The 25,188-nt window shown below is 65.5% G+C and carries 28 protein-coding genes and 1 other RNA gene; 11 read left to right on the top strand and 18 right to left on the bottom strand.

Going from position 1 to position 25,188, the window contains the following annotated elements; all coding sequences use genetic code 11:
• Positions 1-412 precede the first annotated feature (412 nt).
• From ruvC to AC1RQK_RS32970, 6 genes are all read left to right on the top strand, one after another.
• Positions 413-958: a crossover junction endodeoxyribonuclease RuvC gene (gene ruvC / locus AC1RQK_RS32995; protein ID WP_174427462.1), complete on the top strand. Its 546-nt coding sequence runs from the start codon at positions 413-415 to the stop codon at positions 956-958.
• Positions 959-1,036: 78 nt separating this feature from the next.
• A complete protein-coding gene (locus AC1RQK_RS32990; RefSeq protein ID WP_492813576.1) occupies positions 1,037-2,212 on the top strand; it encodes a glycerophosphodiester phosphodiesterase in 1,176 nt (391 codons plus the stop codon).
• 163 nt (positions 2,213-2,375) lie between these two features.
• Positions 2,376-2,957, top strand: coding sequence for a Holliday junction branch migration protein RuvA (gene ruvA / locus AC1RQK_RS32985; RefSeq protein WP_150988018.1), 582 nt, complete (start codon positions 2,376-2,378; stop codon positions 2,955-2,957).
• Between the two features lie 116 nt (positions 2,958-3,073).
• Complete coding sequence (gene ruvB, locus AC1RQK_RS32980) at positions 3,074-4,129, top strand: Holliday junction branch migration DNA helicase RuvB (RefSeq protein WP_043343714.1); 1,056 nt, start codon at positions 3,074-3,076, stop codon at positions 4,127-4,129.
• Positions 4,130-4,318: 189 nt separating this feature from the next.
• On the top strand, positions 4,319-4,903 hold the full coding sequence (locus AC1RQK_RS32975) for a BPSL1445 family SYLF domain-containing lipoprotein (RefSeq protein ID WP_492375694.1): 585 nt from the start codon (positions 4,319-4,321) through the stop codon (positions 4,901-4,903).
• 128 nt (positions 4,904-5,031) lie between these two features.
• On the top strand, positions 5,032-5,757 hold the full coding sequence (locus AC1RQK_RS32970; RefSeq protein ID WP_492375695.1) for a queuosine precursor transporter: 726 nt from the start codon (positions 5,032-5,034) through the stop codon (positions 5,755-5,757).
• Between the two features lie 26 nt (positions 5,758-5,783).
• Here the strand turns inward: AC1RQK_RS32970 and AC1RQK_RS32965 are convergent, their stop codons facing one another.
• The 5 genes from AC1RQK_RS32965 to tyrS form a co-directional block, all read right to left on the bottom strand.
• Positions 5,784-6,458, bottom strand: coding sequence for a histidine phosphatase family protein (locus AC1RQK_RS32965; RefSeq protein ID WP_492375696.1), 675 nt, complete (start codon positions 6,456-6,458; stop codon positions 5,784-5,786).
• A gap of 90 nt (positions 6,459-6,548) precedes the next feature.
• Positions 6,549-7,208 carry a YbhB/YbcL family Raf kinase inhibitor-like protein gene (locus tag AC1RQK_RS32960; protein ID WP_492813572.1) on the bottom strand — a complete coding sequence of 220 codons (660 nt, stop codon included), beginning with the start codon at positions 7,206-7,208 and terminating at the stop codon, positions 6,549-6,551.
• Positions 7,209-7,255: 47 nt separating this feature from the next.
• On the bottom strand, positions 7,256-7,423 hold the full coding sequence (locus AC1RQK_RS32955) for a hypothetical protein (protein ID WP_492375698.1): 168 nt from the start codon (positions 7,421-7,423) through the stop codon (positions 7,256-7,258).
• Positions 7,424-7,457: 34 nt separating this feature from the next.
• On the bottom strand, positions 7,458-7,958 hold the full coding sequence (gene dtd / locus AC1RQK_RS32950) for a D-aminoacyl-tRNA deacylase (RefSeq protein ID WP_492813570.1): 501 nt from the start codon (positions 7,956-7,958) through the stop codon (positions 7,458-7,460).
• Positions 7,959-7,977: 19 nt separating this feature from the next.
• Positions 7,978-9,219 carry a tyrosine--tRNA ligase gene (gene tyrS / locus AC1RQK_RS32945; protein WP_492813569.1) on the bottom strand — a complete coding sequence of 414 codons (1,242 nt, stop codon included), beginning with the start codon at positions 9,217-9,219 and terminating at the stop codon, positions 7,978-7,980.
• 228 nt (positions 9,220-9,447) lie between these two features.
• Between tyrS and AC1RQK_RS32940 the strand changes: the two genes are divergently transcribed.
• Together AC1RQK_RS32940 and AC1RQK_RS32935 are read left to right on the top strand one after the other, a co-directional pair.
• A complete protein-coding gene (locus AC1RQK_RS32940; RefSeq protein WP_043343687.1) occupies positions 9,448-10,827 on the top strand; it encodes a M23 family metallopeptidase in 1,380 nt (459 codons plus the stop codon).
• 19 nt (positions 10,828-10,846) lie between these two features.
• Entirely contained in the window at positions 10,847-11,989 is a 1,143-nt protein-coding gene (locus AC1RQK_RS32935) for an anhydro-N-acetylmuramic acid kinase (RefSeq protein WP_492375701.1), read from the top strand.
• 16 nt (positions 11,990-12,005) lie between these two features.
• Here AC1RQK_RS32935 and AC1RQK_RS32930 read toward each other — a convergent pair whose 3' ends face one another.
• Positions 12,006-12,920: a LysR substrate-binding domain-containing protein gene (locus tag AC1RQK_RS32930; RefSeq protein WP_492375702.1), complete on the bottom strand. Its 915-nt coding sequence runs from the start codon at positions 12,918-12,920 to the stop codon at positions 12,006-12,008.
• Between the two features lie 92 nt (positions 12,921-13,012).
• Here AC1RQK_RS32930 and AC1RQK_RS32925 point away from each other — a divergent pair, with 92 nt between their 5' ends.
• Positions 13,013-13,810: a phytanoyl-CoA dioxygenase family protein gene (locus AC1RQK_RS32925; protein WP_492813568.1), complete on the top strand. Its 798-nt coding sequence runs from the start codon at positions 13,013-13,015 to the stop codon at positions 13,808-13,810.
• 74 nt (positions 13,811-13,884) lie between these two features.
• Here AC1RQK_RS32925 and erpA read toward each other — a convergent pair whose 3' ends face one another.
• From erpA to rplM, 5 genes are all read right to left on the bottom strand, one after another.
• Positions 13,885-14,253, bottom strand: a complete 369-nt coding sequence (gene erpA / locus AC1RQK_RS32920; RefSeq protein ID WP_017225530.1) for an iron-sulfur cluster insertion protein ErpA — start codon at positions 14,251-14,253, stop codon at positions 13,885-13,887.
• A 110-nt stretch (positions 14,254-14,363) separates the two neighbouring features.
• Complete coding sequence (locus tag AC1RQK_RS32915; RefSeq protein WP_174427448.1) at positions 14,364-14,777, bottom strand: bactofilin family protein; 414 nt, start codon at positions 14,775-14,777, stop codon at positions 14,364-14,366.
• 34 nt (positions 14,778-14,811) lie between these two features.
• Positions 14,812-15,561 (bottom strand): DUF6776 family protein, encoded by a 750-nt coding sequence (locus AC1RQK_RS32910; protein WP_492375704.1) that lies wholly within the window; start codon positions 15,559-15,561, stop codon positions 14,812-14,814.
• A gap of 272 nt (positions 15,562-15,833) precedes the next feature.
• On the bottom strand, positions 15,834-16,226 hold the full coding sequence (gene rpsI / locus AC1RQK_RS32905) for a 30S ribosomal protein S9 (protein ID WP_006156414.1): 393 nt from the start codon (positions 16,224-16,226) through the stop codon (positions 15,834-15,836).
• Between the two features lie 11 nt (positions 16,227-16,237).
• Positions 16,238-16,666, bottom strand: a complete 429-nt coding sequence (gene rplM / locus AC1RQK_RS32900) for a 50S ribosomal protein L13 (RefSeq protein ID WP_006156415.1) — start codon at positions 16,664-16,666, stop codon at positions 16,238-16,240.
• A 765-nt stretch (positions 16,667-17,431) separates the two neighbouring features.
• Between rplM and AC1RQK_RS32895 the strand changes: the two genes are divergently transcribed.
• Positions 17,432-17,854: an OsmC family protein gene (locus tag AC1RQK_RS32895; protein WP_150987978.1), complete on the top strand. Its 423-nt coding sequence runs from the start codon at positions 17,432-17,434 to the stop codon at positions 17,852-17,854.
• A gap of 82 nt (positions 17,855-17,936) precedes the next feature.
• On the opposite strand, the gene rnpB is transcribed toward AC1RQK_RS32895, so the two are convergent.
• The 5 genes from rnpB to AC1RQK_RS32870 form a co-directional block, all read right to left on the bottom strand.
• Positions 17,937-18,278: RNase P RNA component class A (gene rnpB / locus AC1RQK_RS32890), an RNA gene on the bottom strand.
• 43 nt (positions 18,279-18,321) lie between these two features.
• Entirely contained in the window at positions 18,322-19,188 is an 867-nt protein-coding gene (locus AC1RQK_RS32885; RefSeq protein ID WP_492375705.1) for a DUF3025 domain-containing protein, read from the bottom strand.
• 14 nt (positions 19,189-19,202) lie between these two features.
• Positions 19,203-20,237, bottom strand: coding sequence for a dihydroorotase (gene pyrC / locus AC1RQK_RS32880; protein WP_492813567.1), 1,035 nt, complete (start codon positions 20,235-20,237; stop codon positions 19,203-19,205).
• A gap of 46 nt (positions 20,238-20,283) precedes the next feature.
• Positions 20,284-21,624 carry a glycerate kinase type-2 family protein gene (locus tag AC1RQK_RS32875; protein ID WP_492375707.1) on the bottom strand — a complete coding sequence of 447 codons (1,341 nt, stop codon included), beginning with the start codon at positions 21,622-21,624 and terminating at the stop codon, positions 20,284-20,286.
• Positions 21,621-22,709: a tartrate dehydrogenase gene (locus AC1RQK_RS32870; protein ID WP_492375708.1), complete on the bottom strand. Its 1,089-nt coding sequence runs from the start codon at positions 22,707-22,709 to the stop codon at positions 21,621-21,623. Before AC1RQK_RS32870 ends, AC1RQK_RS32875 begins: the two co-directional genes overlap by 4 nt.
• 130 nt (positions 22,710-22,839) lie before the next feature.
• On the opposite strand from AC1RQK_RS32870, the gene AC1RQK_RS32865 reads away from it, so the two are divergent.
• Complete coding sequence (locus AC1RQK_RS32865; protein ID WP_492375709.1) at positions 22,840-23,670, top strand: class II glutamine amidotransferase; 831 nt, start codon at positions 22,840-22,842, stop codon at positions 23,668-23,670.
• A 94-nt stretch (positions 23,671-23,764) separates the two neighbouring features.
• On the opposite strand, the gene AC1RQK_RS32860 is transcribed toward AC1RQK_RS32865, so the two are convergent.
• Both AC1RQK_RS32860 and gltK read right to left on the bottom strand, forming a co-directional pair.
• Positions 23,765-24,499, bottom strand: coding sequence for an amino acid ABC transporter ATP-binding protein (locus tag AC1RQK_RS32860; protein ID WP_150987966.1), 735 nt, complete (start codon positions 24,497-24,499; stop codon positions 23,765-23,767).
• Positions 24,496-25,179, bottom strand: a complete 684-nt coding sequence (gltK, locus tag AC1RQK_RS32855) for a glutamate/aspartate ABC transporter permease GltK (protein ID WP_492375710.1) — start codon at positions 25,177-25,179, stop codon at positions 24,496-24,498. The genes AC1RQK_RS32860 and gltK overlap by 4 nt, the downstream gene beginning before the upstream one ends.
• Positions 25,180-25,188 lie beyond the last annotated feature (9 nt).

Here is a 25,188-nt window from a genome sequence, read left to right as displayed (position 1 = left end):
TGGTCCGTGCGGTTGCAGCGGGCTTGGCAAACGAACTCATCGCGGCATCGCGAGCGCCCGCCCTCTCCCCCGGCCCCTCTCCCGCAGGCGGGAGAGGGGAGCCAACCAGCGGACAAGGTGAAGGATTCGGTGTAGCCGTGATTCCCGCCCGAGGGGCGGAAATCACCCAAGCGCGATGCGAAGCGAGCCGTGAAGGTGTGCCAAGGCCGTATGGGGCGCCTTCTTTGCCTACTTTCTTGGCAAGACAAGAAAGTAGGTCTCCGCCCCGCAGGGGTGGTGAAACTGCAGTTGCAATTGCAGTTGCTTTTGACTTCAGGCCGTTGCAATCGAAGTAGCAGTAGCAGTAACAGTCGCCCCTCCCCTCCCAACGTTACAATCCCCCATCACCCATTAAAAGCCGAGCCCGACCCCCATGCGTATCCTCGGCATCGACCCCGGCCTCCGTACCACCGGCTTCGGCGTGCTGGAAAAGCACGGCAACAAGCTAACCTACATCGCCTCCGGCACCATCAAGAGCGACGGCGACAGCGGCCTGCCGGCAAGGCTGAAAACCCTCTTCGACGGCATCAGCGAAGTCACCCGCACCTACGCGCCCGATTGCGCCGCAATCGAGAAGGTATTCGTCAACGTCAACCCGCAATCCACGCTGTTGCTGGGCCAAGCCCGCGGCGCGGCGATCTGCGGGCTGGTCACGCATGGCCTGCCGGTGTTCGAGTACACGGCACTTCAGTTGAAGGTGGCGGTGGTCGGCTACGGCCGCGCCAACAAGGAGCAGGTGCAGGAAATGGTGATGCGCCTGTTGAGCCTGACGGGACGCCCCAGTTCCGACGCGGCGGACGCCCTGGGCATGGCAATCTGCCATGCCAATGGCAGCAACACGCTCACCGCCCTGACCGGGCTGGCCCCGGACCTGGTGCGCAAGGGCATGCGGGTACGGCGTGGGCGCCTGATCGGCTGAGCGAGCCCAGGCGGCCAGGCAGCCGCTGGCACCTTCAAGTCTCTTACAATCGAGCGATCGCCCGTCAAAGGATGCCGCATGCTCCGCTCGCCTCGCGCGTTCCGCGCCTTGAATCCGCCTCGCTCCGCTCGCCTGCCGGCGCTGTTGTCCGCGCTGGCCGCCGCGGTTCTCGCCGGCTGCGCCGCGCCGCCGCCCGTGGCCACTGTCCCGGCAGCCCCAGCCCCGGCCGTGCCCAAGGCGCTGGTGATCGGGCATCGCGGCGCTAGCGCGCTGCGCCCTGAACACACGCTGGCGTCCTACCAACGCGCCATCGACGACGGTGCCGACGTGGTGGAACCAGACCTGGTGATGACGCGCGACGGCGTACTGGTGGCCCGGCACGAGAACGAGATCGGCACCACGACCAACGTGGCGGAGCTGCCCCAGTTCGCCAGCCGCAAGCGCATCAAGGTAATCGACGGCGAACGCCTGGATGGCTGGTTCACCGAAGACTTCACGCTGGCCGAGCTCAAGACGCTGCGCGCGCGCGAGCGTATTGCGCAGGTGCGCAAGGCCAATACCCAGTACAACGACAAGTTCGAGATTCCCACCTTCGACGAAATCATCGATCTGGTGGCCAAGGCATCGCAACGCAGCGGCCGCGTGATCGGCCTGTACCCGGAAACCAAGCACCCGAGCTATTTCCGCGGCATTGGCCTGCCGCTGGAGGAGAAGCTGGTGGCCACGCTGCAAGCCCATGCGTACACGCGCAGCGCGCCGGTGTTCGTGCAGTCCTTCGAGACCGGCAACTTGCGCGAGATGCGCCAGCGCCTGGCCCAGGGCATGCCGAATGTGAAGCTGATCCAATTGATGGGCGGCGCGAAGAACCGGCCTGCCGACTGGCGCCTGGCTGGCGACACCCGCACCTACGCCGACATGATGACGCCGATCGGCTTGCGCGAAGTGGCCAGCTACGCCAACGGCATCGGCCCGGAGAAGTCCAGCGTGGTGCCCCGCGACGCCAACGGCAACCTCGGCACGCCGACCGCGCTGGTGCGCAACGCGCATGCGGCAGGCTTGCTGGTTCATCCCTATACTTTCCGTCCCGAGAACACCTTCCTGCCGCGCAACCTGCGCACCGGCGGCGACGATGCCACGCGCAGCCCCAGCGGCATGGTGCGCGAGGTGCAAGCCTTCCTCGCCGCCGGCATCGACGGCTTTTTCACCGACGATCCCGCGCTGGGACGCCAGGCGGTGGACACGCTGGGCCAATAGCAGATAGCAGATAGCCAATAGCTAATGCAGCCCGGCCGCGCCGGTACGCCGCACGCTGGGCTACACTGGCGGCCTTCGCGATGGCGGGCCTTTCCCCGCGCTGGCCGCCGCACTCCCTTCCCATCCCGGCGCGCGCGCCGTAATTCGCTGCAGACACTACACCATGATCGGACGCATCGCCGGCACCCTCATCGAGAAGAATCCCCCGCACCTGCTGGTCGATTGCCACGGCGTCGGCTACGAGATTGACGTGCCGATGAGCACCTTCTACAACCTGCCCGCCGTCGGCCATCCCGTCACCCTGCTGACCCAGCAGATCGTGCGCGAGGACGCGCACCTGCTGTACGGCTTTGGCAGCGCCACCGAGCGCAACACCTTCCGCGAGCTGATCAAGATCACCGGCATCGGCGCGCGCATGGCGCTGGCGGTGCTATCCGGCATGTCGGTCAGCGAACTAGCGCAGGCCATCACGCTGCAGGAAGCCGGACGGCTGACGCGCGTGCCGGGCATCGGCAAGAAGACCGCCGAGCGCCTGCTGCTCGAACTCAAAGGCAAGCTGGGCGCCGAGCTTGGGGCAGCGCCCGGCAGCACGCCGGTGCACGACAACGCCGTCGACATCCTCAACGCGCTGCTTGCGCTCGGCTACTCGGAGAAAGAGGCGGCGCTGGCGATCAAGCAGGTGCCCGCAGGCACCGGCGTGTCCGACGGCATCAAGATGGCGCTGAAATCGCTATCCAAGGGTTGACCCGGCCGGGCCAAGGAGGCTCCCGGCGTTGAGCCTGCGCGGCGCGCGCAGGATTCGCGCGGCCGGCGCCATGCCCGGAAGGGCTACAATCCAACCAATTTGCCCGCATCCGTAACATGATCGAAACCGACAAGCTAGCCACCGAGCGGGGCGCCGATCGCGTGATCGCCCCCACCGCCGTCTCCCCCAACGAGGAGGCCTTCGAGCGGGCGCTGCGTCCCAAGCTGCTCGACGAATATGTCGGCCAGGAAAAAGTGCGCGGCCAGCTCGACATCTTCATGCACGCCGCGCGCAACCGGCGCGAAGCGCTCGATCACGTGCTGCTGTTCGGGCCGCCGGGGCTGGGCAAGACCACGCTGGCGCACATCATCGCTCGCGAAATGGGCGTCAACCTGCGCCAGACCTCCGGCCCGGTGCTGGAACGCCCGGGCGACCTGGCGGCGCTGCTGACCAACCTGGAAGCCAACGACGTCCTGTTCATCGACGAAATCCACAGGCTGTCCCCGGTCGTCGAGGAAATCCTGTACCCGGCGCTCGAGGATTACCAGATCGACATCATGATCGGCGAAGGCCCTGCTGCACGCTCGGTCAAGCTGGACCTGCAACCTTTCACGCTGGTCGGCGCCACTACCCGCGCGGGCATGCTGACCAACCCGCTGCGCGACCGCTTCGGCATCGTGGCGCGGCTGGAGTTCTACACCGCCGAGGAGCTGTCGCGCATCGTCACGCGCTCCGCCCAGCTGCTGGGTGCCCGCATCGACCCGCTGGGCGCGCTGGAAATCGCACGCCGCGCGCGCGGCACGCCACGGATCGCCAACCGGCTGCTGCGCCGCGTGCGCGACTTCGCGGAAGTCAAAGGAGATGGAAACATCACTCGCACCATCGCGGACGCCGCCCTCGCCATGCTCGACGTGGACGCGGTCGGCTTCGACCTGATGGACCGCAAGCTGCTGGAAGCGATCCTGCTCAAGTTCAGCGGCGGCCCGGTGGGCGTGGATAACCTGGCCGCTGCCATCGGCGAGGAGCGCGACACCATCGAGGACGTGCTCGAGCCCTTCCTGATCCAGCAGGGCTACCTGCAGCGCACGCCGCGGGGCCGCATGGCCACGGCCGCCGCCTACCGGCACTTCGGGCTGGCGGCGCCCGGCGAGAGCGATTCGGCCCCGGCCTGAGCGGCATCGAAACCCGCACATCGAAACCCGCATTAAGTAGTTTCGAGGCCCGCAGACAATTCTTTTGTCGTGCATTGCTGGCTGCTTCCTCCTTGTCCACAATGACTTAGCCCCGACCGCCAAGGCAAGGCGACAACTGACGGCAGATGCCCGACGGCCGGCTAACTGATCCCAGACAGGAGAGAGCACATGAATCGACGCCACTTTGTCAGCCGGCTGGCGGGCTCGGGCCTGGTCGTGGCCACCGCGTTCGCGGCTGGCTGCACCACCACCGGCACCAATGCGCCAACCGACGCGGCGGCCAAGAAGAAAGAGATCGACGCGGGTGCCGACGGGGCGCTCAACCGGCTGTTCGCGACGGTCGACAGCTCGCGCGAGCTGGCCTCACGCGCCCAGGGCATCCTCGTGTTCCCGCGAGTGCTGTCGGCAGGGCTGGTGGTCGGCGGCGAATACGGCGAGGGCGTGCTGCGCTCCAAGGGCGCCTCGGTGAGCTATTACCGCACCACCTCGGCCTCGGTCGGCGCGACCGCCGGCGGCCAGTCCAAATCGGTGGTGCTGATGTTCATGACGCCCGATGCCTACAACAAGTTCGTCAACAGCAGCGGCTGGACGGTCGGTGCGGATGCCGGCGTGGCGCTAGCCAAGGTCGGTGCCAACGGCAAACTCGATACGATCACCGGGCAGCAGCCTGTGATCGGCTTCGTGCAGACCAATGCCGGGCTGATGTTCGATGTGTCGCTGGACGGCTCCAAGATCAGCAAGCTGAACATCTAGCCGCAGCCCGCGCAGGCAGCCCTGGCCCGGGGCGACCCGGCCAGGGCACGCGCTCGTCTACAGTGTGGCGGGGCAAGGTGGCGGCGCGGCTGGCATAATCGCCCAAAAATCGCCCCTGGAACACCCCGATGACCATGTCAAGCGCCACGCCCGCCCACAGCGGGCGCGTCTATCGTTACTACGATCTCGTGATGGTGGCTTTCGTCACGGTCCTGCTGTGCTCCAACCTGATCGGCGCGGCCAAGGCGGCCCAGGTCACGCTGCCGGTGATCGGTCCGGTGACCTTCGGCGCGGGCGTGCTGTTCTTCCCGATTTCGTACATTTTTGGGGACGTGCTGACCGAGGTCTACGGCTACGGGCGCGATCGCCGCGTGGTCTGGGCCGGATTCGCGGCGCTGGCGTTCGCCACCTTCATGAGCCTGGTGGTGCTGAAGATGCCGGTGGCGCCCTTCATGAGCGATTACCAAAAGAGCCTGGAAGACGTCTTCGGCAATACCTGGCGCATCGCGCTGGGCTCGCTGATCGCGTTCTGCTGCGGCAGCTTCACCAACAGCTATGTGCTGGCCAAGATGAAGCTGTGGACCAACGGCCGCTGGCTGTGGACCCGCACCATCGGCTCCACGCTGGCCGGCGAGCTGGTCGATTCCTCGCTGTTCTACGTGATCGCCTTCTACGGCATCTGGCCGCTGGAGAAAGTGATCCAGGTCGCCATTGCCCAGTACTTCCTCAAGACCACGTGGGAAGTGGTGATGACGCCGGTCACCTACAAGGTGGTGAACTTCCTCAAGCGCGCCGAGCGCGAAGACTACTACGACCGCAATACCGATTTCACGCCCTTCCGCCTGCGGGTGTAAGACGCGCCTGGCGCAGCCAGCGCGGCTCAGGGCACCCTGCGGTCGACTTCGTCGAGGGTGAGCGCTTCCAGGTGGCCCACGTCCGCCCATTGCATGACCGTGAGCCGCACGCTGTCGCAGCGCAGCCGGTTGATGCTGGCATTGAGCAATTCGTGCCGGCGCGGCGCCTCCAGCGTCATGTCATTGGCTTCGCGGTACAGGCAGTCCAGCACGCCGCCGTGGGCCACCAGGGCAATGCGCTCGCCGGGATGGCGGCGCCCGAGCGCCAGCGCGGCTTCCACCGCGCGCTCATGAAACGCCAGCAAGGACTCGCCGCCATCGGGCGCGTAGTCGGGAACCCGCGCTTGCCACCTGGCGAAATCCTCGGGCAGCTGCTCGGCCACTTCCGCGTAGGTCATGCCTTCGAGCGAGCCGTAGCAGCGCTCGCGCAAGCGGGGATCGGGCTGCACCGCCAGGCCGAGCGCCTCGGCCAGCGGCGCCGCCGTCTGCATCGCGCGCGACAGGTCGCTGGCGTAGACCGCATCGATCGGCTCGACCGCCAGCGCCTGGGCCAGGGCATCCGCCTGCGCCACGCCGGTGGCGTTGAGCGGAATGTCGAGCTGGCCTTGCAGGCGCCGCTCGCGGTTCCATGCTGTCTCGCCGTGGCGGATCAGGATCAGGTGGGTGAAGGCCAGCGAATGCGGCCCGGGCAATTGCGACATGCCGTTTCCTTTAGGCGATCTTGGCGGCGCTACGCTGTGCTGTCATGGCGCCCCCGGGCGCGCAGCGCTTGCGCGCCGCGCGGCCCGTGCTTACTTCGCCGGCTGGCCGGCGAGATTCGGGTTGAGGGTATAGGTGCCGGTGTAGGCAGCCTGCGCCAGCACATGGCTCTGGATGGCCTCGCGCACCTGGGCGCCGGTGAAGGTGCCCTCTAGCGGCAGGCGGTCCAGGTCGAGCGCATAGACGGTGAACACGTAGTGGTGCACCAGGCTGTCGTTCCACGGCGGGCAAGGGCCGTCGTAACCGTAGTAGTCGCCCTTCATGTCCGGGTCGCCGGCGAACCAGCCGGTGTAGTCGTTCAGGCCGTGGCGCAGCCCACCTGCCGCGGCCGTGCCGCCGGTGGCCTCGGGGCCCGGCTTGCCACGCGCGATCACGCCATCGCTGTGGGTGCCCGCGGAGATGGTGCGCAGCCCCATCGGAATATCCACCAGCACCCAGTGAAAGAAGTCCACGCGCGGCAGCGAAGCGGGCACTTCGCGGCCTTCCTGGTTGACGTCGTCACCACGGCTGGGCACATCCGGATCGTGGCAGATCAGCACGAAGGAACGCGTCTCGGCCGGGGCCTCGTCCCAGTGCAGGTCGGGATTGCGGTTGCTCGACAGCGTCACGTGGGTGGCGGGGTCGATCGCACCGAAAGCGAACTCGATCGGAATCGGCCCGTTGTCGCTGAATGCCTTGCTCCAGAGCTTCATGTTTCTCTCCTTGCTGGGTTGCGCCGCGCACTGCGCGGCATGCGGGATCAGGCCAAGGCCGGTCCCGGCGGTGACGTGCGGCGGCGGTAGCTGAGCTGCAGCAGGCCGTCGTCGAAGGCGCGGTGCGCCGCCAGTTGCCAGTCCACGCTGCCATCCGGCGAAGCGATCATGCCGTCGAGGCTGGTGGCGATGTAGAGGGTGACTGTCTGGGTCATGTCCTGGGTCATGTCCGGTCAGGCCGTCGCCGCATCAGCGGCTGGCCTGGGCTGGCTGGGAGTGGGCGGACGGCGCGGCCGGCGGCACGCGCAGCCAGAAGGTGACCGGACCGTCGTTGACCAGGCTGACTTGCATCATGGCGCCGAACTCGCCGGTCTGCACCTCGCCGTGCGCGGCGCGCGCACGCGCCACGAAATGGTTGTACAGGCGTTCGCCATCGGCGGGCGCCGCGGCCGGGGTGAAACTGGGCCGCGTGCCACTGTTGGTATCGGCGGCCAGCGTGAACTGCGACACCACCAGCAGGCCACCGCGCGTGCCACGGCCATCGATGTCCTGCACGGGCAGGTTCATCTTGCCGGCCTCATCGGAGAACACACGGTAGGCCAGCAGCTTGGCGAGCAGGCGTTCGGCCTGCGCTTCGGCGTCGCCGCGCTCGGCGCAGACCAGCGCCAGCAGCCCGGCGCCGATCTCCCCGGTGGTGCGGCCATCGACAGTGACGCGGGCCTGGGCGACCCGCTGGATCAACGCAATCATGAGCCGTTCCTGCCCGGCCTCAAGCCAGCGTCACGCGTGCGAAGCGGCGCTTGCCCACCTGCACGACGTAGCTGCCGGCCTCGACCTTCAGCCCCTTGTCGCTGATGATGGTACCGTCGATCTTGACGCCGCCCTGTTCGATATTGCGGTTGGCTTCCGACGTGGACGGCACCAGATTGGCCTGCTTGAGCAACTGGCCGATGCCCAGCGGTGCGCCGGAAAGGCTGACCTCGGGGATTTCGTCGGGCACGCCGCCGCGCGCGCGGTGGTTGAAATCCTCGAGCGCGCGGTCCGCGTCGGCCGCGCTGTGGAAGCGCGTGACGATCTCCTGGCCAAGCATCACCTTGCAGTCGCGCGGATTGCGGCCCAGCGAGATCTCCTGCTTCATCAGGTCGATCTCGCTCATGGGGCGGAACGACAGCAGCTCGTAGTACTTCCACATCAAGTCATCCGAGATGCTCATCAGCTTGCCGAACATCTCGCTCGGGGCTTCGGTCACGCCGATGTAGTTGCCCTTGGACTTGGACATCTTCTCCACGCCATCCAGGCCCACCAGCAGCGGCATGGTCAGGATGCACTGCTGCTCCTGGCCGTATTCCTTCTGCAGCTCCCGGCCCACCAGCAGGTTGAACTTCTGGTCGGTGCCGCCCAGTTCCAGGTCGGCCTTGAGCGCGACGGAGTCGTAGCCCTGCATGAGCGGGTAAAGGAACTCATGCACCGAAATCGGAATCCCAGTGCGGAAGCGTTTGGTGAAGTCGTCGCGCTCCATCATCCGCGCCACGGTGTACTTGGCCGCCAGCTGGATCATGCCGCGCGCGCCCAGCGGATCGCACCACTCGCTGTTGTAGCGGATCTCGGTCTTGGCCGGATCCAGTACCAGGCTCGCCTGGCTGTAGTAGGTCTGGGCGTTGGCCTCGATCTGCTCGCGCGTGAGCGGAGGACGGGTGGCGTTGCGCCCGGACGGATCGCCGATGGTGGAGGTGAAATCGCCGATCAGGAAGATGACCTGGTGGCCCAGGTCTTGCAACTGACGCATCTTGTTGAGCACCACCGTGTGGCCGATATGGATATCGGGCGCGGTCGGGTCCAGCCCCAGCTTGATGCGCAGCGGCACACCGGTGGCCTCGCTGCGCGCGAGCTTGGCCAGCCATTCGGATTCGACCAGCAGTTCGTCGCAACCGCGCTTGGACACCTCCAGGGCGTGCATCACGGTGGGCGTGAGGGGGTAGGAAGTGGCAGCGCCGGAGGAAACTTCAGTCATGACGTAAGTCTTTGAAAAACATGAGAATTCAGACCGCGGCACAAAACGGCTTGCGGCCGGTTTTGGTATAATCCGCGCTTCTTGTGCAAACGGGATTGTTCCCGTGGGCCAACCGCCATTCTAGGCGGCAAACCAATATGGCAGGCGCCGCACCTCCGGGGAGGAAGGCAGACGAGGCAAAAAATCGTCGCGGCAACGCAGCCCGAAACAAAGAGTGAATTTTACGTGATGTGGTCCAGACTCCGCGAAGTTTTCGCGCGGGAGCTGGTGGTTCTGGTCGATCCTACCAATGCCCTGCACGCCCGTCGGCGCAAGCAGTTGACAGCGGCGGTGGGTACGGTGTTCACGCTGGGCATGGCAGCCGCCATGGGCGTGGCCCCCCGTAGCGCCTTCGACGACCCCCAGGCTCCGCGTGTCCGGGAGGCGATACGCCTGCCCGATCTACGCACGCAACTCGAACAGCTTACCGAAACCGACGCCACCTTTGTGCGCGAAGAGCGCATGCAGCGCGGCGACACCATTGCCAGCCTGCTCAAGCGGCTCGGTGTGGACGACCCCGATGCGCAGGCCTTTATCCGCCGCAACACCACCGCGCGCGGCCTGTTCGACCTCAATCCCGGCCAGACGGTGCAGGCCGAGGTTGACGAGAACAACCTGCTGGTGTCGCTGCAAGCCAATCTCGGTGGTGACGCAAACGCCTCCCGCGAACTGGTGATCGAACGCGCGGGCGACCCTGCCGATCCGGTCTACAAGGCCCGCGTGCAGTCGGTGAAGAACGAGCTGCACTATGAGATGCTGTCCGGCGCCATTGCCTCGGGTGGCTTCTTCAAGGCCATGGACGCGGCCAATGTGCCCGACGAGATCGTCCAGCAGATGCTATCGATCTTCTCCGGCGTGATCGATTTCCACCATGACATCACCAGCGGAGACCGCTTCCGCATCGTCTACGAAGCGGGCTTCCGCGACGGTGCGTTCGTGCGCAACGGGCGCGTGATGGCGGTCGAGCTGATCAACCACAACCAGTTGCACCAGGCGCTCTGGTACGCACCGGAAGGCAGCAAGCAGGGCGCATACTACACCTTTGACGGGCGCAGCATGAAGCGGCCGTTCCTGCGCTCGCCGGTGGAGTTCTCGCGCGTGTCGTCGGGCTTTGGCGGGCGCGACCATCCGCTGCACCACCACTGGGCACAGCACAAGGGCGTGGACTTTGCCGCACCTACGGGCACCAAGGTGATGGCCACCGGCGACGGCGAAGTCGAGTTTGTCGGTCAGCAGAACGGCTACGGCAACATCGTCATCCTCAAGCACCATAGCGGCTACTCCACCTACTACGCGCACCTGTCCGGCTTTGCCACGATGAAGCGCGGGCAGCATGTGTCGCAAGGCGAGGTCATTGGCTACGTCGGCCAGACCGGCTGGGCCACCGGCCCGCACCTGCACTACGAGTTCCGCGTCAACGATGTGCCGCTGAACCCGCTGGCCATCGCCGCGCTCGACACGCCCGCTCTGTCCGGCCCGGCGCGCCAGCAGTTCCTGAGCTATACCAGCGAGATGCTCAGCCGCATCAACGCGCTGCGTACCTACAACGTGGCTTCGGCCAGCAATTGATCCATCGAGCCTGCCCAGCATGCCAACTTCGTCCCCAGACTGCTTTATCGGCATCATGTCCGGCACCAGCATGGACGGCGCGGACGGCGTGCTGGTCGATTTCTCGGGGCCACGGCCCACGGTGCTGGCGGCGGCCTTCCAGTCCTTCCCGGCCGAACTGCGCGACGCGTTCAGCGCGCTGCAGCAGCCCGGCGATGATGAAATCCACCGCGAGGCGCTGGCCGCCAATGGGCTGGCGCGCGTCTATGCGGCTTGCGTGGCAACCCTGCTGCGCAATGCCGGGCTGGCGCCGGAGGCCATCGCGGCAATCGGTGCGCACGGCCAGACCGTGCGCCATCGGCCCGGCTTGTACGACGGCATCGGCTATACCCGCCAGAGCCAGCAACCCGCGCTGCTGGCAGAGTTGACGGGCATCGACGTGGTGGCGGATTTCCGCAGCCGCGACGTGGCGGCCGGCGGCCAGGGCGCACCCTTGGTACCGGCGGTGCACCAGGCGCTGTTCGGCGACGCCGCCCAGACACGGGTGGCCTGCAATATCGGCGGAATCTCCAATATCAGCGTGCTGCCCGCCGCCAGCGAAGGCGGCGCGGCGCGGCCGGTCACCGGCTTCGACTGCGGCCCGGGCAACGTGCTGCTCGACTACTGGATCGACCGGCATCACGGCCTGGCCTACGACGCCGACGGCGCCTGGGGCGCCAGCGGCAAGGTCGACCAGGCGCTGCTGGCGCGCCTGCTGGCCGAGCCTTATTTCAGCGTGGCCCCGCCCAAGAGCACGGGCCGCGACCTGTTCCATCCTGCTTGGCTGGAAAATCATCTTTCCCAGCACGGCACGGCACTCGATCCCGCCGACGTGCAGGCCACGCTGGCCGCGCTGAGCGCCGAAGCCATCGCCCGCGATGTCAAGCAGCACGCGCCCGACGCGGCGCGGCTGATTGTGTGCGGCGGCGGCGCCCGCAACCGCCTGGTGATGGCGTTGCTGGCGCAGGCGCTGCCCGCTGTCACGGTGCAAAGCTCGGACGAACTGGGCGTTCCGGTATCACAGGTGGAGGGCATCGCTTTTGCGTGGCTGGCGCGGCAGATGCTGCACGGGGCGCCGGGCAATGTGCCTACCGTCACTGGCGCGGCCGGCCCGCGTGTCTTGGGCGCGCTCTACCCTCGATAGCCACACCTCGCCACCCTCACGCCGGCTCGGCGTGGCCTGCCTCGCAAACCCACTGGATAAACGCTTGCGCGACGGGCGAAGGCCGCATGGCTGGCGAACGCGCCAGCACCACGCGCTGCGGCGCCACGGCCTCGCGCAGCGGCAAGCAAACGATGGGCTGCCCGTCATAGCTGTGGTCGCCCGCGGGGCGCGTGCATGACAGCGCCACGCCATAGCCGTGCGCCACCAGGCCGCGCTGCATCTCGAAGGTCTGCGTGTACTGGTGCAGTTGCGGGCGCAAGCCGTGCGCCCAGAACAGCGAGAGGAAGTACTCACGTGTTTGCGCAATATCCTCCAGGATCAGCCGTTCGCCAGCAAGGTCTTTCAGACTTACGCTTTGCTGGGCGGCCAGCGCATGGCCGGGGTGCAGCAGCGCGTAAGGCGCAAGCCGGGCAAGTATCCAGCGCGCAATGCGCTGGTCGAAGCCGAGATCGTAGGTCAGCGCCAGTTCCGCCTTGCCGGCAGCGAGCGTGCGATGCACCGTGGCCAGGTCGGCCTCGAACAGCGTCACGGCAACATGCGGATGCAGCCGCCGGAAGCCGGCCAGCAGCCGCGGTGCGTAGTAAGCGCCAAGATCCTGGAAGCACGTCAGCGACAGTTGCCCGCTAAGGCCGCGCGCCTGTGCCTGGTCCACGCCATCGGTTGCCAGGCCGGCGGCCAGCGCCAGGATGTCGCGGGCGCGGCCCAGCAGGCGCTGGCCAGCCGGCGTCAGCTCCAGACCGCGGCTGACCTGGCGGCGAAACAGGGTCTCGCCTAGCGTTTCCTCAAGCTGCGCCACGGCCTGCGACACGGAAGGCTGCGATACGTGGCGCGCACGGGCAGCCGCGCTGATGCTGCCGTGCTCGGCGGCCGCGACAAAATACTCGAGCTGGCGGAAGGAGAATCCAATCATGATTTCCTATACTACAGCATAGGAAATATATTCTTTTCCTATTGCCATGCTGCCCCGATACTCGTCCCAAGCCAGCCATCCACGGGACCCTCATGCACATCACCGCAACCGAAATCGAGACCTACCAGCGCGACGGCGCCCTGGTGTTGCGCGGCGCCTTCACTGATTGGGTGACGCCGCTGCGCGAAGGATTCGAGCAGAATCTCGCGAAGCCGGGCCCTTTTGCCATCGAGAACGTCGGCAGCGGTGAGCGCGGCCGCTTTTTCGAGGATTACTGCAACTGGGAGCGCATCCAGCCGTTCGCCGACTTCATCCGGCGCTCACCGGCCGCAGCCATCGCCGGCCACATCATGCAGGCCGAGGCCGTCCAGGTGTTCCACGAGCACATCCTGGTCAAGGAACCGGGCACGGCAAAGCCCACACCGTGGCACCAGGACCTGCCCTACTACTGCGTGGATGGCCTGCAGACCGCGAGCTACTGGATCCCACTGGACCCTGTCACCACCGCCAATACCTTGCGCGTGGTGCTGGGCTCGCACCGCTGGCCCAAACTGGTCAGGCCCAAGCGCTGGGCCAGCAATGAGAATTTCTATGCTGGCAGCGACCGCTTCATGGAGATGCCGGACGTGGACGACGGCAGCCACACAATCCTGATACCGGAGCTGGAGCCGGGCGATGCCGTGGTGTTCGACTTCCGCACGGTACATGGTGCCGCGGGCAATACCGGCACGGGACGCCGCCGCGCCTTCTCGGCACGCTTCCTGGGCGACGACGTGCGCTACCTGGAGCGGCCTGGCCGCACCTCGCCGCCCTTCCCCGGAATCGGCCTGGCCAGCGGCGAGCGGATGCGCGAGGACTGGTTCCCGGTGGTCTGGCGCCGGGACGCATAAATAAAAAAGCGCACCAAAGTGCGCTTTTTTATTGCCGCGAGAACCTGTCGGAAGCCGCGGCGCCCTTGCGAGCCTTATACCGAGAACGAAGAGCCGCAACCGCAGGTGGTGCTTGCGTTGGGGTTCTTGATCACGAACTGTGCGCCGTTGATGTCTTCCTTGTAATCGATCTCGGCGCCCACCAGATACTGGTAGCTCATCGAATCGATCAACAGCGTGACGCCATTCTTGTCCAGCGTGGTGTCGTCCTCGTTCACCTCTTCGTCGAAGGTGAAGCCATACTGGAAGCCGGAACAGCCGCCGCCCTGCACGAACACGCGCAGTTTCAGATCGGCATTGCCCTCTTCCTCGATCAACTGCTTGACCTTGTCGGCAGCGCTGTCAGTAAAGACGAACGGGGCCGGCATGTCCTCGGTAACGGGTGCCTCTGCGACTGCGTTCATGGGGTTCTCCTATGTAGATACGCCTGTATTTTAAGCGCTCCGGGAAGATCGTGCCGAAACCCCGTGAATTCAAGGGGTTCTGTTGATGCAACCAGGCCACGGGTGCCGTATCAGGCGGATTCTTGCGTGCCGGATGCCAGAACCAGGTTGGGCAGCGCCTTGGGTTGCGCATTGCCGAGCGGCACGAGACGGCCCTCCACCAATGCCCCCTGGTGCATTTCCAGCGCGGCGTAGTGCACCTCGCCCTGCACGCGGGCGTGCGGTTGCAGCTCCAGCAGCTCGGTCGCGTGCACAGGCCCGGTGACCGTGCCGTTGAGAATCAGGTGCCCGACCCGGACTTCGCCCTCGACCACACCTTTTTCGCTGATGACCAGCATGCTCGCCTGGTCGGCAGCCGCCGTCACGTTGCCGCGTACCCGGCCATCCAGGCGCAGGCCACCCGAAAACGTCAGGTCGCCCTGGATCACGCTGTGCTGGCCAATCAGGGTATCGATCGACAAGCCCTTCTTTTTGGAAAACAACATAGGTCCCTTTTTTCGTTGCTGGCCCAGCGCACCCTCACGGCATGGCCGTCTGGGTCGCGCGCAACTGACCGTTTTGCAAAATTCGTACCGTGACCGCCCGCACTGTGGCGCCGGCAGGCAGCGCAAAGGCACTTTCGATCCGCTGGTAGTGCGTGACCTGCAGGCCAGGCAACGAACCGGCGCCATTTTCCGGCAGGCTCAGGGTGACCGGCTTGCCATCCCGCAACAGCGAAACGACCAACTGTAACTCACCGCGGAACTCCGGCAAGGATGAAAAAGCCTTGGATCCACCCTGCATTATCAGCAATCGATAGTGCATCTTCAGTGGGTCGGCTTCATCAAGACCCACGCGAAAACTCCGCACATGGATGCCGGACGTATTGCCGCTGGCCGGGAGCAGGCCCTCGAAAAATGCCAGGTCTTCCTTGAGTTGAGCGACCTCGCCTTCCGCCGTCTTCAACTGCCCGGCCAGCGCCTCCTGGGCGCTGCGGGCCATCTGCAACTGCGCCTCGGCGGTGTTGGCCACCGCCTGCAAGCGCTCGTGCTGAGCCGTCATCGCCGCCACCTGCTCGCGCAGCGCCTTGTTTTCCGCCGTCATATCCGGCGCACCCGTCAGCCGCCGGCCAGCGTCGTACGCCCAACGCGCGGCGACCACCACCACCACGAGCACGACGACGAGCGCCGCGGCGGCGCCCAGCACGCGCAGCGGCCACGGCAGATGCGAACGCACCGCCAGGCTCCCGGATAGTGAGCCCCGGCGCGGGCGCAGCACGCGATACTTCATGCGCCGCGGGCTCGCGGCACCGTCAGGCGGGCGCGGTGCAGGTCGGCAGGCCATCGCATCCAATGCATCATGGTCGGGTTCTCCGGACGGCAAGAGCAGGGATTGTATCCGGGGAGATGCAAAGTATTTGTAAAACGTGGTGATAGCCTGCCGTTGCGCGGCATTGCACGCGCCTTCACCGGCGCTAGCGGCGAAAAAAAAAACCGCACGGCGAACCGTGCGGTTTTTTCTGAACGGCCAGATCCGGTTGAACCGGACCCGCCGAACACACATTAACGCTTCGAGAATTGCTTCCGACGACGCGCCTTGTGGAAACCGACCTTCTTACGTTCCACTTCACGCGCATCGCGCGTGACGAAACCGGCCTTGGACAGCGACGGCTTCAGGGTGGCATCGTAGTCGATCAGTGCACGGGTGATGCCGTGGCGCACTGCGCCGGCTTGACCCGTTTCACCGCCGCCAGTGACGTTGACCTTGATGTCGAAGGTCTGTGCGTTGGCAGTCAGTTCGAGCGGCTGGCGCACGATCATCAGCGAGGTTTCGCGAGCGAAATACTCATTGATGGGCTTGCCATTGACGATGATATCGCCCTTGCCCGACTTGATGAAGACCCGAGCCACTGCGCTCTTGCGGCGGCCAGTACCGTAATTCCAATTTCCGATCATGGATGGCCCCCTTAGATTTCCAGCGCTTTAGGCTGCTGCGCTTCATGCGGATGCTCGGCTTCGGCGTAAACCTTCAGCTTCTTGATCATCGCATAGCCCAGCGGGCCCTTCGGCAACATGCCCTTCACAGCTTTTTCCAGGGCACGGCCCGGGAAACGTTGCTGCATCTTACCGAACGTCGTTTCGTAAATGCCGCCCGGGTAACCCGAGTGACGATAGTACTTCTTGTCGGTTTCTTTGGTACCCGTGACACGCAGCTTGCCTGCGTTGACGATGATGATGTAATCACCCGTGTCGACGTGCGGAGTAAATTCCGGCTTGTGCTTGCCGCGCAGTCGGCGTGCCACTTCGCTGGCAACACGGCCGAGGACTTTGTCCGTCGCGTCAATCACGTACCAGTCGCGCTTAACCTCTGCAGGCTTTGCGGAAAAGGTCTTCATGATTTTTCCTGAGACTTGTAGAACCTGCCCGAAACATTGACTTTACGTCGTCGGCCGACCCTTAGGATCTGACCTTCCTGCTTGTATGTGCAGGCTCTCCCTGAATTCCTTCCCGCGGGCATGACGGAAAAGCCTACGAGTATACTGCGGACTGAGGCCGGAGCACAAGGAAAGTTAGGGAAGAACGCCAAGATGGTGCCGCTCCGTGCGCTGCTCGCCATCCGGAATGGCAGCAAACAGCATAAAAGCAAGCCATGAAGCACTTCACAGCAGGATGTGCATCCGGCCTGGCTGGCGCAGAATAAAAAAAACCCAAGCTATTGAGCTTGGGTTTGAATCCACCAAAGGAGGAGGGTGGAGGAGACACCGGGAGATCGACGGGGCTGGATCGTGGTGCGGGCCGGCGAATGTGGCTGAAACCATCCGATTCGCTTTCGCACTCTGCGCCGTGTTGTGCGCCGTCGTTCAATGATTCAAATTATACATGAGCGCTCTCCCAGCGCAAGGAAATTTGCAGTGCGAAATGTTGTTCCGCATTGTGAAAAACCATCAAGAGGCACAGGGAGATTTTTTATATAATAAAATCAACAACTTAATGATTGATCGTGTTGTCACAGCACTGTCATCTTAGAAGAAAGCTTCAGTTTTCGGGAAAATTGTCGAGTTACGGCGCTTCTAGCTAAGTGGCCTATACTCAAAAAGCAAGCTTTGAAATCGCGTGTTCATGATCGAATACGCACTCACTAGAACGCAGGATCGAACAAAATGGAATGCAAAGTAACTTGGATGGGCACCGACGGCATGAGTTTCGTGGCCGAGACGGGCAGCGGCCATATCGTGGCGATGGACGGTGCGCCCGAGGGCGGCGGCCACAACCTTGCCCCGCGTCCGATGGAAATGGTTCTGCTGGGCACCGGCGGCTGCACCGCCTATGACGTGGTGCTGATCCTGAAGAAGAGCCGGCAGGATGTGCGCGGCTGCAGCGTGAAGCTGCAAGCGGAGCGCGCCAGCGAAGACCCGAAGGTGTTCACCAAGATCAACTTCCATTTCACGGTGAGCGGGCGCAACCTGAACCCCGGCGCGGTCGAGCGTGCCATCCACCTGTCGCACGACAAGTATTGCTCGGCCTCCATCATGCTGGCCAAGACGGCGGAAATCACGCACACGATGGAAATTGTAGAGGTGTAGGCGCCTGGCGCCTGCCCAGCCCCGGGGGAGCCGGCGGTGGCGCCCCCAATTGGGATGGGTGCGCGCCACGCTAAAGAATCAGAAGCAAAGCAGGCCGATAAGCCGGATTCTGTGCGCGCCGGCTTCCTTGCGGTTGCCGGCACGTGACAATCATTCCTCTAGGCCGGTCGTTACCGACCGGCTCAAGCTCCCTACCCGCAGGCTCAGCGGGCCGCCTCAATGCCTGCCTATTTGGGATTGCTCCAGGTGGAGGTTACCGCGTTTCACCCTTCCCATCGGGCGAACCCGATGGCAAGACTCGTCTCTGTGGCCCTATTCCGCACGTTGCCGTGGATGGCTATTAGCCAACACCCTGCCCTATGGAGTCCGGACTTTCCTCCCCTTGCACCACGAGGGTGCAAGCAGCGATTGTCTGGCCTGCTTTGCGGCCCGCAGTCTAACACCGTTTGGCCACGAACCGGCCACCCTCATGCGGCCTGCGCGCGGCGCCCGCGACGGAACACCGTGGTATCCGCGTAGTAGGCCGGATCGCGATTGGCTTCGCACCAGCCGGGAATGCCCAGCACCGGCAACGGCGCAAAGCGGCCGCTGTGCAGCTCGGCCGCTTCCAACGAGGCGCACACGGAATCGTCGAGCGAGCCGGGGAGCGCGGCGCCTGCAGCCGGCGGGACGGCCAGCGGCCATGCATGCGCGGTCAGGGCCTTATAGGGCCGCACCAGCTTCTCCAGCAAGGCGTGGCCGAAGGGCACCACGCTGCAGCGGGCGGTGCTGTCACGGCTGCCGGCATGCTCGCTACCGTCCCAGACATCCCGCCGCGCCACGAACAGGTGCTCCCAGCCGAAACCGCGCAAAACAGACTCCAGGCCACTGTCGGCACTCAGGAACAGAATGGCGTTCTCGTCGAACAAGGTCGCGGCATCGCGCAGGCTGCCACGGCGGCCCTGCACGCCCGCCACCGCGATAGCGTGGGCCTGCAGCCGGTTCAGCACGCGTTTGGAACGGGGAAAATGCAGCCAGATGAGCGCATTGAAGAAATCGTGCAGGTTGTCGCGCGTCGGCACGGCGCCGGTGGCGTAAATATGTGCCTCGTAGGCCGTGCCGGCGGGCAATTCGGCTTGCGCAACGAAACGCAGCGGCACACCGCGGGCGTTGCGCAGCGCGCGCTGCGTGGCCACTTCGCTGAGGACGGCGCGCAGGTCGGCGCCGCCTCGCAACGCGCTGCCCAGCGCCGAGCCGATGGTGGCGAACGGCCGGAACCACGGCTGTGCCCAGTCGATCTGCGCCACCGCCGCAGCCAGCGCCAGCCGGACCTGGCTTTCTGCTTGCACTTGCACTTCGCCAGTGCGGCTTAGCGGGCCTTCCAATGCAGCGTCTCGCCGCCGCGCAGCGGCACCAGCGTGGTGTCGCCATAGGGCAGTTCGGCCGGCAGTTCCCACGCCTCGCGGACCAGGGTGAGCGTGCCGCTATTTCGCGGCAGGCTGTAGAACGCCGGGCCGTTGAAGCTGGCGAAGGCTTCCAGCTTGTCCAGGGCACCGGCGGCTTCGAAGGCCTCGGCGTAGAGCTCCATGGCGTGCAGCCCGGTATAGCAGCCGGCGCAGCCGCAGGCATGTTCCTTCAGCCCGCGCGCGTGCGGCGCGCTGTCTGTGCCGAGGAAGAAGCGCTCGCTGCCGGACACGGCCGCGGCCACCAGGGCTTCGCGGTGGGTCTCGCGTTTGAGCACCGGCAGGCAGTAATAGTGCGGGCGGATGCCGCCGGTGAAGATGGCGTTGCGGTTGTACAGCAGGTGATGCGCAGTGATGGTGGCGGCGACGGGGCCTTCCGCGTCGCGCACGTACTCGGCCGCATCCTTGGTGGTGATGTGCTCGAACACCACCTTGAGCGCCGGGAAATCGCGGCGCAGCGGCGTCATGACCTTGTCGATGAAGACGGCTTCGCGGTCGAAGATGTCGATCGCCGGATCGGTCACTTCGCCGTGCACCAGCAGCGGCAGGCCCACGCGCTGCATGGCTTCCAGCGCTGCCGCGCAGTGACGCAGGTCGGTCACGCCGGCATCGCTGTTGGTGGTGGCACCGGCCGGATACAGCTTCACCCCGTGCACGAAGCCGCTGGCCTTGGCAGCGACGATCTCCTCGGCGGTAGTCTTGTCGGTCAGGTACAGCGTCATCAGCGGCTCGAACGCCATGCCCGCCGGCAGCGCGGCCAGGATGCGGTCGCGGTAGGCCGCGGCCTGCGCAACCGTGGTCACGGGCGGCTTCAGGTTGGGCATGATGATGGCGCGGGCGAACTGGCGGGCGGTATCCGGCAGGACGGCGGCGAGGGCCGTACCGTCGCGCAGGTGCAGGTGCCAGTCGTCCGGGCGGGTAATGGTGAGAGTCTGGGTCATGGCTTTCGGGGGCCGGCCGGCAGTCGCGGCTGGCGCTTATCAGGGATTACAGAATCAGGATGGCGCGGTAGTCATTCACATTGGTCCGCGTGGGGCCCGTCACCACGAGGTCGCCGGCGGCTTCGAAGAAACCCCAGGCATCATGCGCATCGAGCCGGGCGCGCGCCGGTGCACCGGCAGCCTGCGCACGCGCGAGCGTGGACGGGTCCAGCAACGCGCCGGCATTATCCTCGGAGCCGTCGATGCCGTCGGTGTCCGCCGCGATGGCGTACACATTATCAACGCCATCCAGCTCCAGGGCGAGCGACAGCAGGAATTCCGAGCACCGGCCGCCACGGGGCTTTCCAGCCGCCCCGCCACCGCCCTGCGGCAACGTGACGGTGCACTCACCACCGGAAATCAGCACCACGGGCACCGCGAATGGCGCATTGTACGCGCGTATCTCGCGCACCAGCGCCGCGTAGACCCGGGCAACTTCCTGCGCCTCGCCAGTCACCGTGTCGCCCAGCACCACCGGCTGGATGCCGCGCGCGCGGAAGTGATCCGCTGCCGCCATCAGGCTGCCGTGGGCGGTAGCAATCACACGATTCTCAACCCGCGCGAACAGCGGATCGCCAGGCTTGGGCGTTTCCGCCACTTCGCCGCGCGCACCGCGCTCCAGGTAAGCCTGCACCACGGGCGGGACCACCGCACCGTAGCGGCGCAGGACCGCCAGGGCATCGGCGTAGGTACTGGCGTCGGGCACGGTGGGGCCGGAGGCGATGGCGCTGGGGTCATCCCCGGCCACGTCCGACACGATCAGCGTGGTCACCGGCGCGCGGCAAGCCTGGGCGAGGTGCCCACCCTGGATGCGCGACAGGTGCTTGCGCACGATATTCATGTCCGTGATGGGAGCGCCGCAGCGCAGCAGCTCCTGCGTGGTGGCCTTGAGGTCCGCCATGCCGATGCCCTCGGCCGGCAGCGACAGCAGGCTGGAGCCGCCGCCGGACACCAGCACGATCAGCCTGTCATCCGGCCCGAGCTCGCCCGCCCGCGCCAGGATCTCGGCCGCGGCGCGCTCGCCGGCCTCGTCCGGCACCGGGTGGCCGGCCTCTATCACGCGCACGTGTTCGGTCGGCAGGCCGTGGGCGTAGCGCGTCACCACCAGCCCGTCGAGCTGCACCGCGCTGTTCTGGCTGGCATATGCCCGCTCCACGGCCAGCGCCATCGAGGCCGCAGCCTTGCCGGCGCCTACCACCAGGGTACGCCCGCCAGCCTGGGGCGACGGCAGGTGGTCCGCCACGATGCGCAGCGGATCCGCTGCCGCCACCGCGGCATGGAAGCTATCGAGCAGCAGGGCACGCGCGTCGGCCGCGGCGACCGGCAAAGGTTGGGCGGTCGTGCTCACAGCGCTTGCGCGATGGCCTGGCCCAGGTCGGCCGTGCCAGCCTTGCCGCCAATGTCGCGGGTCAGCGGGGCATGCTCCGGCCCGGCCGACAGCACCTTCTCGATGGCGCCCAGCACGGCCGCGCCGGCTTCCGGCTGGCCCAGATGCTCCAGCATCATGGCGCCACACCAGATCTGGCCGATCGGGTTGGCCACACCGCGCCCTGCGATGTCCGGCGCAGAGCCATGCACCGGCTCGAACAGGCTGGGGAAGGTGCGGTCGGGGTTGATATTGCCCGAGGGCGCGATGCCGATGGTGCCGGTACAGGCCGGCCCCAGGTCGGACAGGATGTCGCCGAACAGGTTGCTGGCGACCACCACGTCGAACCAGTCCGGATGCTGGACGAAGTGCGCGGTGAGGATGTCGATGTGGTACTTGTCAACCTTCACGCCGGGGTAGTGGGTAGCCATGGCCTCCACCCGCTCGTCCCAGTACGGCATGGTGATGGAGATGCCGTTGGACTTGGTAGCCGAGGTCAGATGCCTGGCCGGACGCTTTTGCGCCAGCTCGAAGGCGAACTTGAGGATGCGGTCCACGCCCGTGCGCGTCATCACCGTTTCCTGGATCACCACCTCGCGCTCGGTGCCGGGGAACATGCGCCCGCCGATGCTGGAGTACTCGCCCTCGGTGTTCTCGCGCACTACGTAGAAATCGATGTCGCCCGGCTTGCGCGCATTGCCGTCGCGGTCCACCAGCGGGCTGCGGATACCGGGCATCAGCCGCACCGGGCGCAGGTTGACGTATTGGTCAAAGGAGCGCCGGAACTGCAGCAGCGAGCCCCACAGCGAGACATGGTCGGGCACGGCGTCCGGCCAGCCCACCGCGCCGAAGTAGATGGCGTCGTACTTGACCAGGGTGTCGAACCAGTCGTCCGGCAGCATCTTGCCGTGGCGGGCATAGTAGTCGCAGCTGGAGAAGTCGAAGTGATCGAACTGCATGTCGATGCCGAACCGGCGCGCGGCGGCGTCCATTACGCGCAGGCCCTCAGGCATCACTTCAGTGCCGATGCCATCGCCGGGAATGACTGCGATCTTGTATTTGCTCATGTCTCGAGGGCCCGCTGAATGGTATTGAAATCGGGGAAAAACGCGCTGCGCTTGGCAGATAACCCGGGCAGGCCGGATAATGGAACATTCTATTGCAATCCGGCAGCCTGCTGCCGGTCCGGTGCCCGCCATGTGCCAGCTGCTCGGCATGAACTGCGCCACGCCGACCGACGTGACGTTCTCCTTTACCGGCTTCGCCGCCCGCGGCGGCGTCACGGATCACCATGCCGATGGCTTTGGCGTAGCGTTCTTCGAGGACAAGGCCTGCCGCCTGTTCATCGACAACCAGTCCGCCGGCACCTCGCCCGTGGCTGAGCTGGTCAAGCGCTACCCGATCAAGTCCAAGAACGTCATCTCCCATATCCGCAAGGCGACCCAGGGCACGGTGCGGCTGGAAAACTGCCACCCCTTCATGCGCGAACTGTGGGGGCGGCACTGGATCTTCGCCCACAACGGCGACCTGAAGGACTTCTCGCCTTTCCTGTCGGGGGTCTACCAGCCGGTCGGCGACACCGATAGTGAACTCGCCTTCTGCACGCTGATGCAGGGGCTGCGCAAGCGCTTCCCCGGCTCGCAGCCGCCGCTCAACGAGCTGTGCCACGCGCTGGCGGACATCACGCGCGAGATCACGCAGCACGGCGTGTTCAACTACCTGCTGTCCAATGGCCAGGCCTTGTTCTCCCACTGCTCCACGCGCCTGTACTACATCGTGCGCCAGTGGCCCTTCTCCACCGCCCACCTGATCGATGCCGATCTGTCGATCGACTTCGCCCAGGTCACCACGCCCGACGACCGCGTGGCGGTGATCGCCACCGCGCCACTGACCGACAACGAAACCTGGACCGCCTTCGCGCCCGGCGAGCTGATGATGTTCGAGGAAGGCCGCTCGGTGATGACGCTGACCGTGCCGATCCCGCCGGAAGTCCAGGCCAAGAACGCGGCCAACAGCGACTGCACCTGAACCATTGCGGGCAAGCCATGCAAAAAGGGACGCCGAGGCGTCCCTTTTTGCATCCTGCCTGCCACCCATCAGCGCGGCGAGGCGGCCACCCGCATCAGTGATGCAGGATCTTCGACAGGAACTGCCTGGCCCGCTCGGAGCGCGCTTCGATATTGCCGAAGAACTCTTCCTTGGCGCAGTCCTCGACGATCTTACCCTGGTCCATGAAGATCACGCGGTTGGCGACCTTGCGCGCGAAACCCATTTCGTGGGTCACGCACATCATGGTCATGCCTTCCTGCGCCAGCTGCACCATCACATCCAGCACTTCGTTGACCATCTCCGGGTCCAGCGCGGAGGTCGGCTCGTCGAACAACATGCAGATCGGATCCATCGACAGCGCGCGGGCAATTGCCACGCGCTGCTGCTGGCCGCCCGACAGCTGGCCCGGGAACTTGGCCGCCTGGGCTTTGAGGCCCACGCGATCCAGGTACTTCAGGCCCTTCGCCGTTGCCTCTTCCTTCGAGCGGCCAAGCACCTTCATCTGCGCGATGGTCAGGTTCTCGGTGATCGACAGGTGGGGGAACAGCTCAAAGTTCTGGAACACCATGCCCACGCGCGAACGCAGCTTGGGCAGGTTGGTCTTGGGTGAGCCCACCGAGGTGCCGTCCACCGTGATGTCGCCCTTCTGGAAGGGTTCCAGCGCGTTGACGGTCTTGATCAGCGTCGACTTGCCCGAACCCGAGGGGCCGCACACCACCACAACTTCGCCCTTGGCGACCTTGGTGGTGCAATCGGTCAGCACCTGGAAGGCGCCATACCACTTGGAGACGTTATTGATTTCAATCATACGGCCACCTTTTTCTGGTAACGCTTGACCAGCAGCGATGCGGAGAAACAGATAATGAAATACACCAGCCCGGCGAACAGCAGCATCTCCACGATGCGGCCGTCACGCTCGCCGATGCCGTAGGCCTGGCCAAAGAAGTCCGCCAGCGCACTCACGTAGACCAGCGACGTATCCTGGAACAGGATGATGCCTTGCGTGAGCAGCAGCGGCACCATGTTGCGGAAGGCCTGCGGCAGGATCACCAGACGCATCGACTGCCCGTAGGTCATGCCCATGGCCTGCGCGGCGAACATCTGCCCGCGCGACACGCTCTGGATACCCGCGCGGATGATCTCGGAATAGTACGCCGCCTCGAACAAGGCAAAGGCAATCAGCGCCGAGGTCATGCGCAGGTCGGATGCCTGCGACAGGTTGAACGCCTTTTGCAGCAGCTGCGGGATGATCAGGAAGAACCACAACAGCACCATCACCAGCGGAATCGACCGGAAGATGGTGACGTAGCCCTGCGCGAACCAGTTCAGCGCCTTGACGGAGGACAGCCGCATCATCGCCAGGATGGTGCCCCAGACGATGCCGACCACCACCGCAGTGACGGTGATCTTGAGCGAGACCAGCATCCCCTCGCCCAGCACGTCCAGCGTGGTCGCGTTGATCGAGCTGAAATCGAATGTATATGCCATGACGTGTCC

The sequence above is a fragment of the Cupriavidus sp. GW822-FHT02D05 genome (assembly GCF_058802485.1).
The sequence above is the reverse complement of the archived record's forward strand: the minus strand, read 5'-3'. Positions and strand labels throughout refer to the sequence as shown.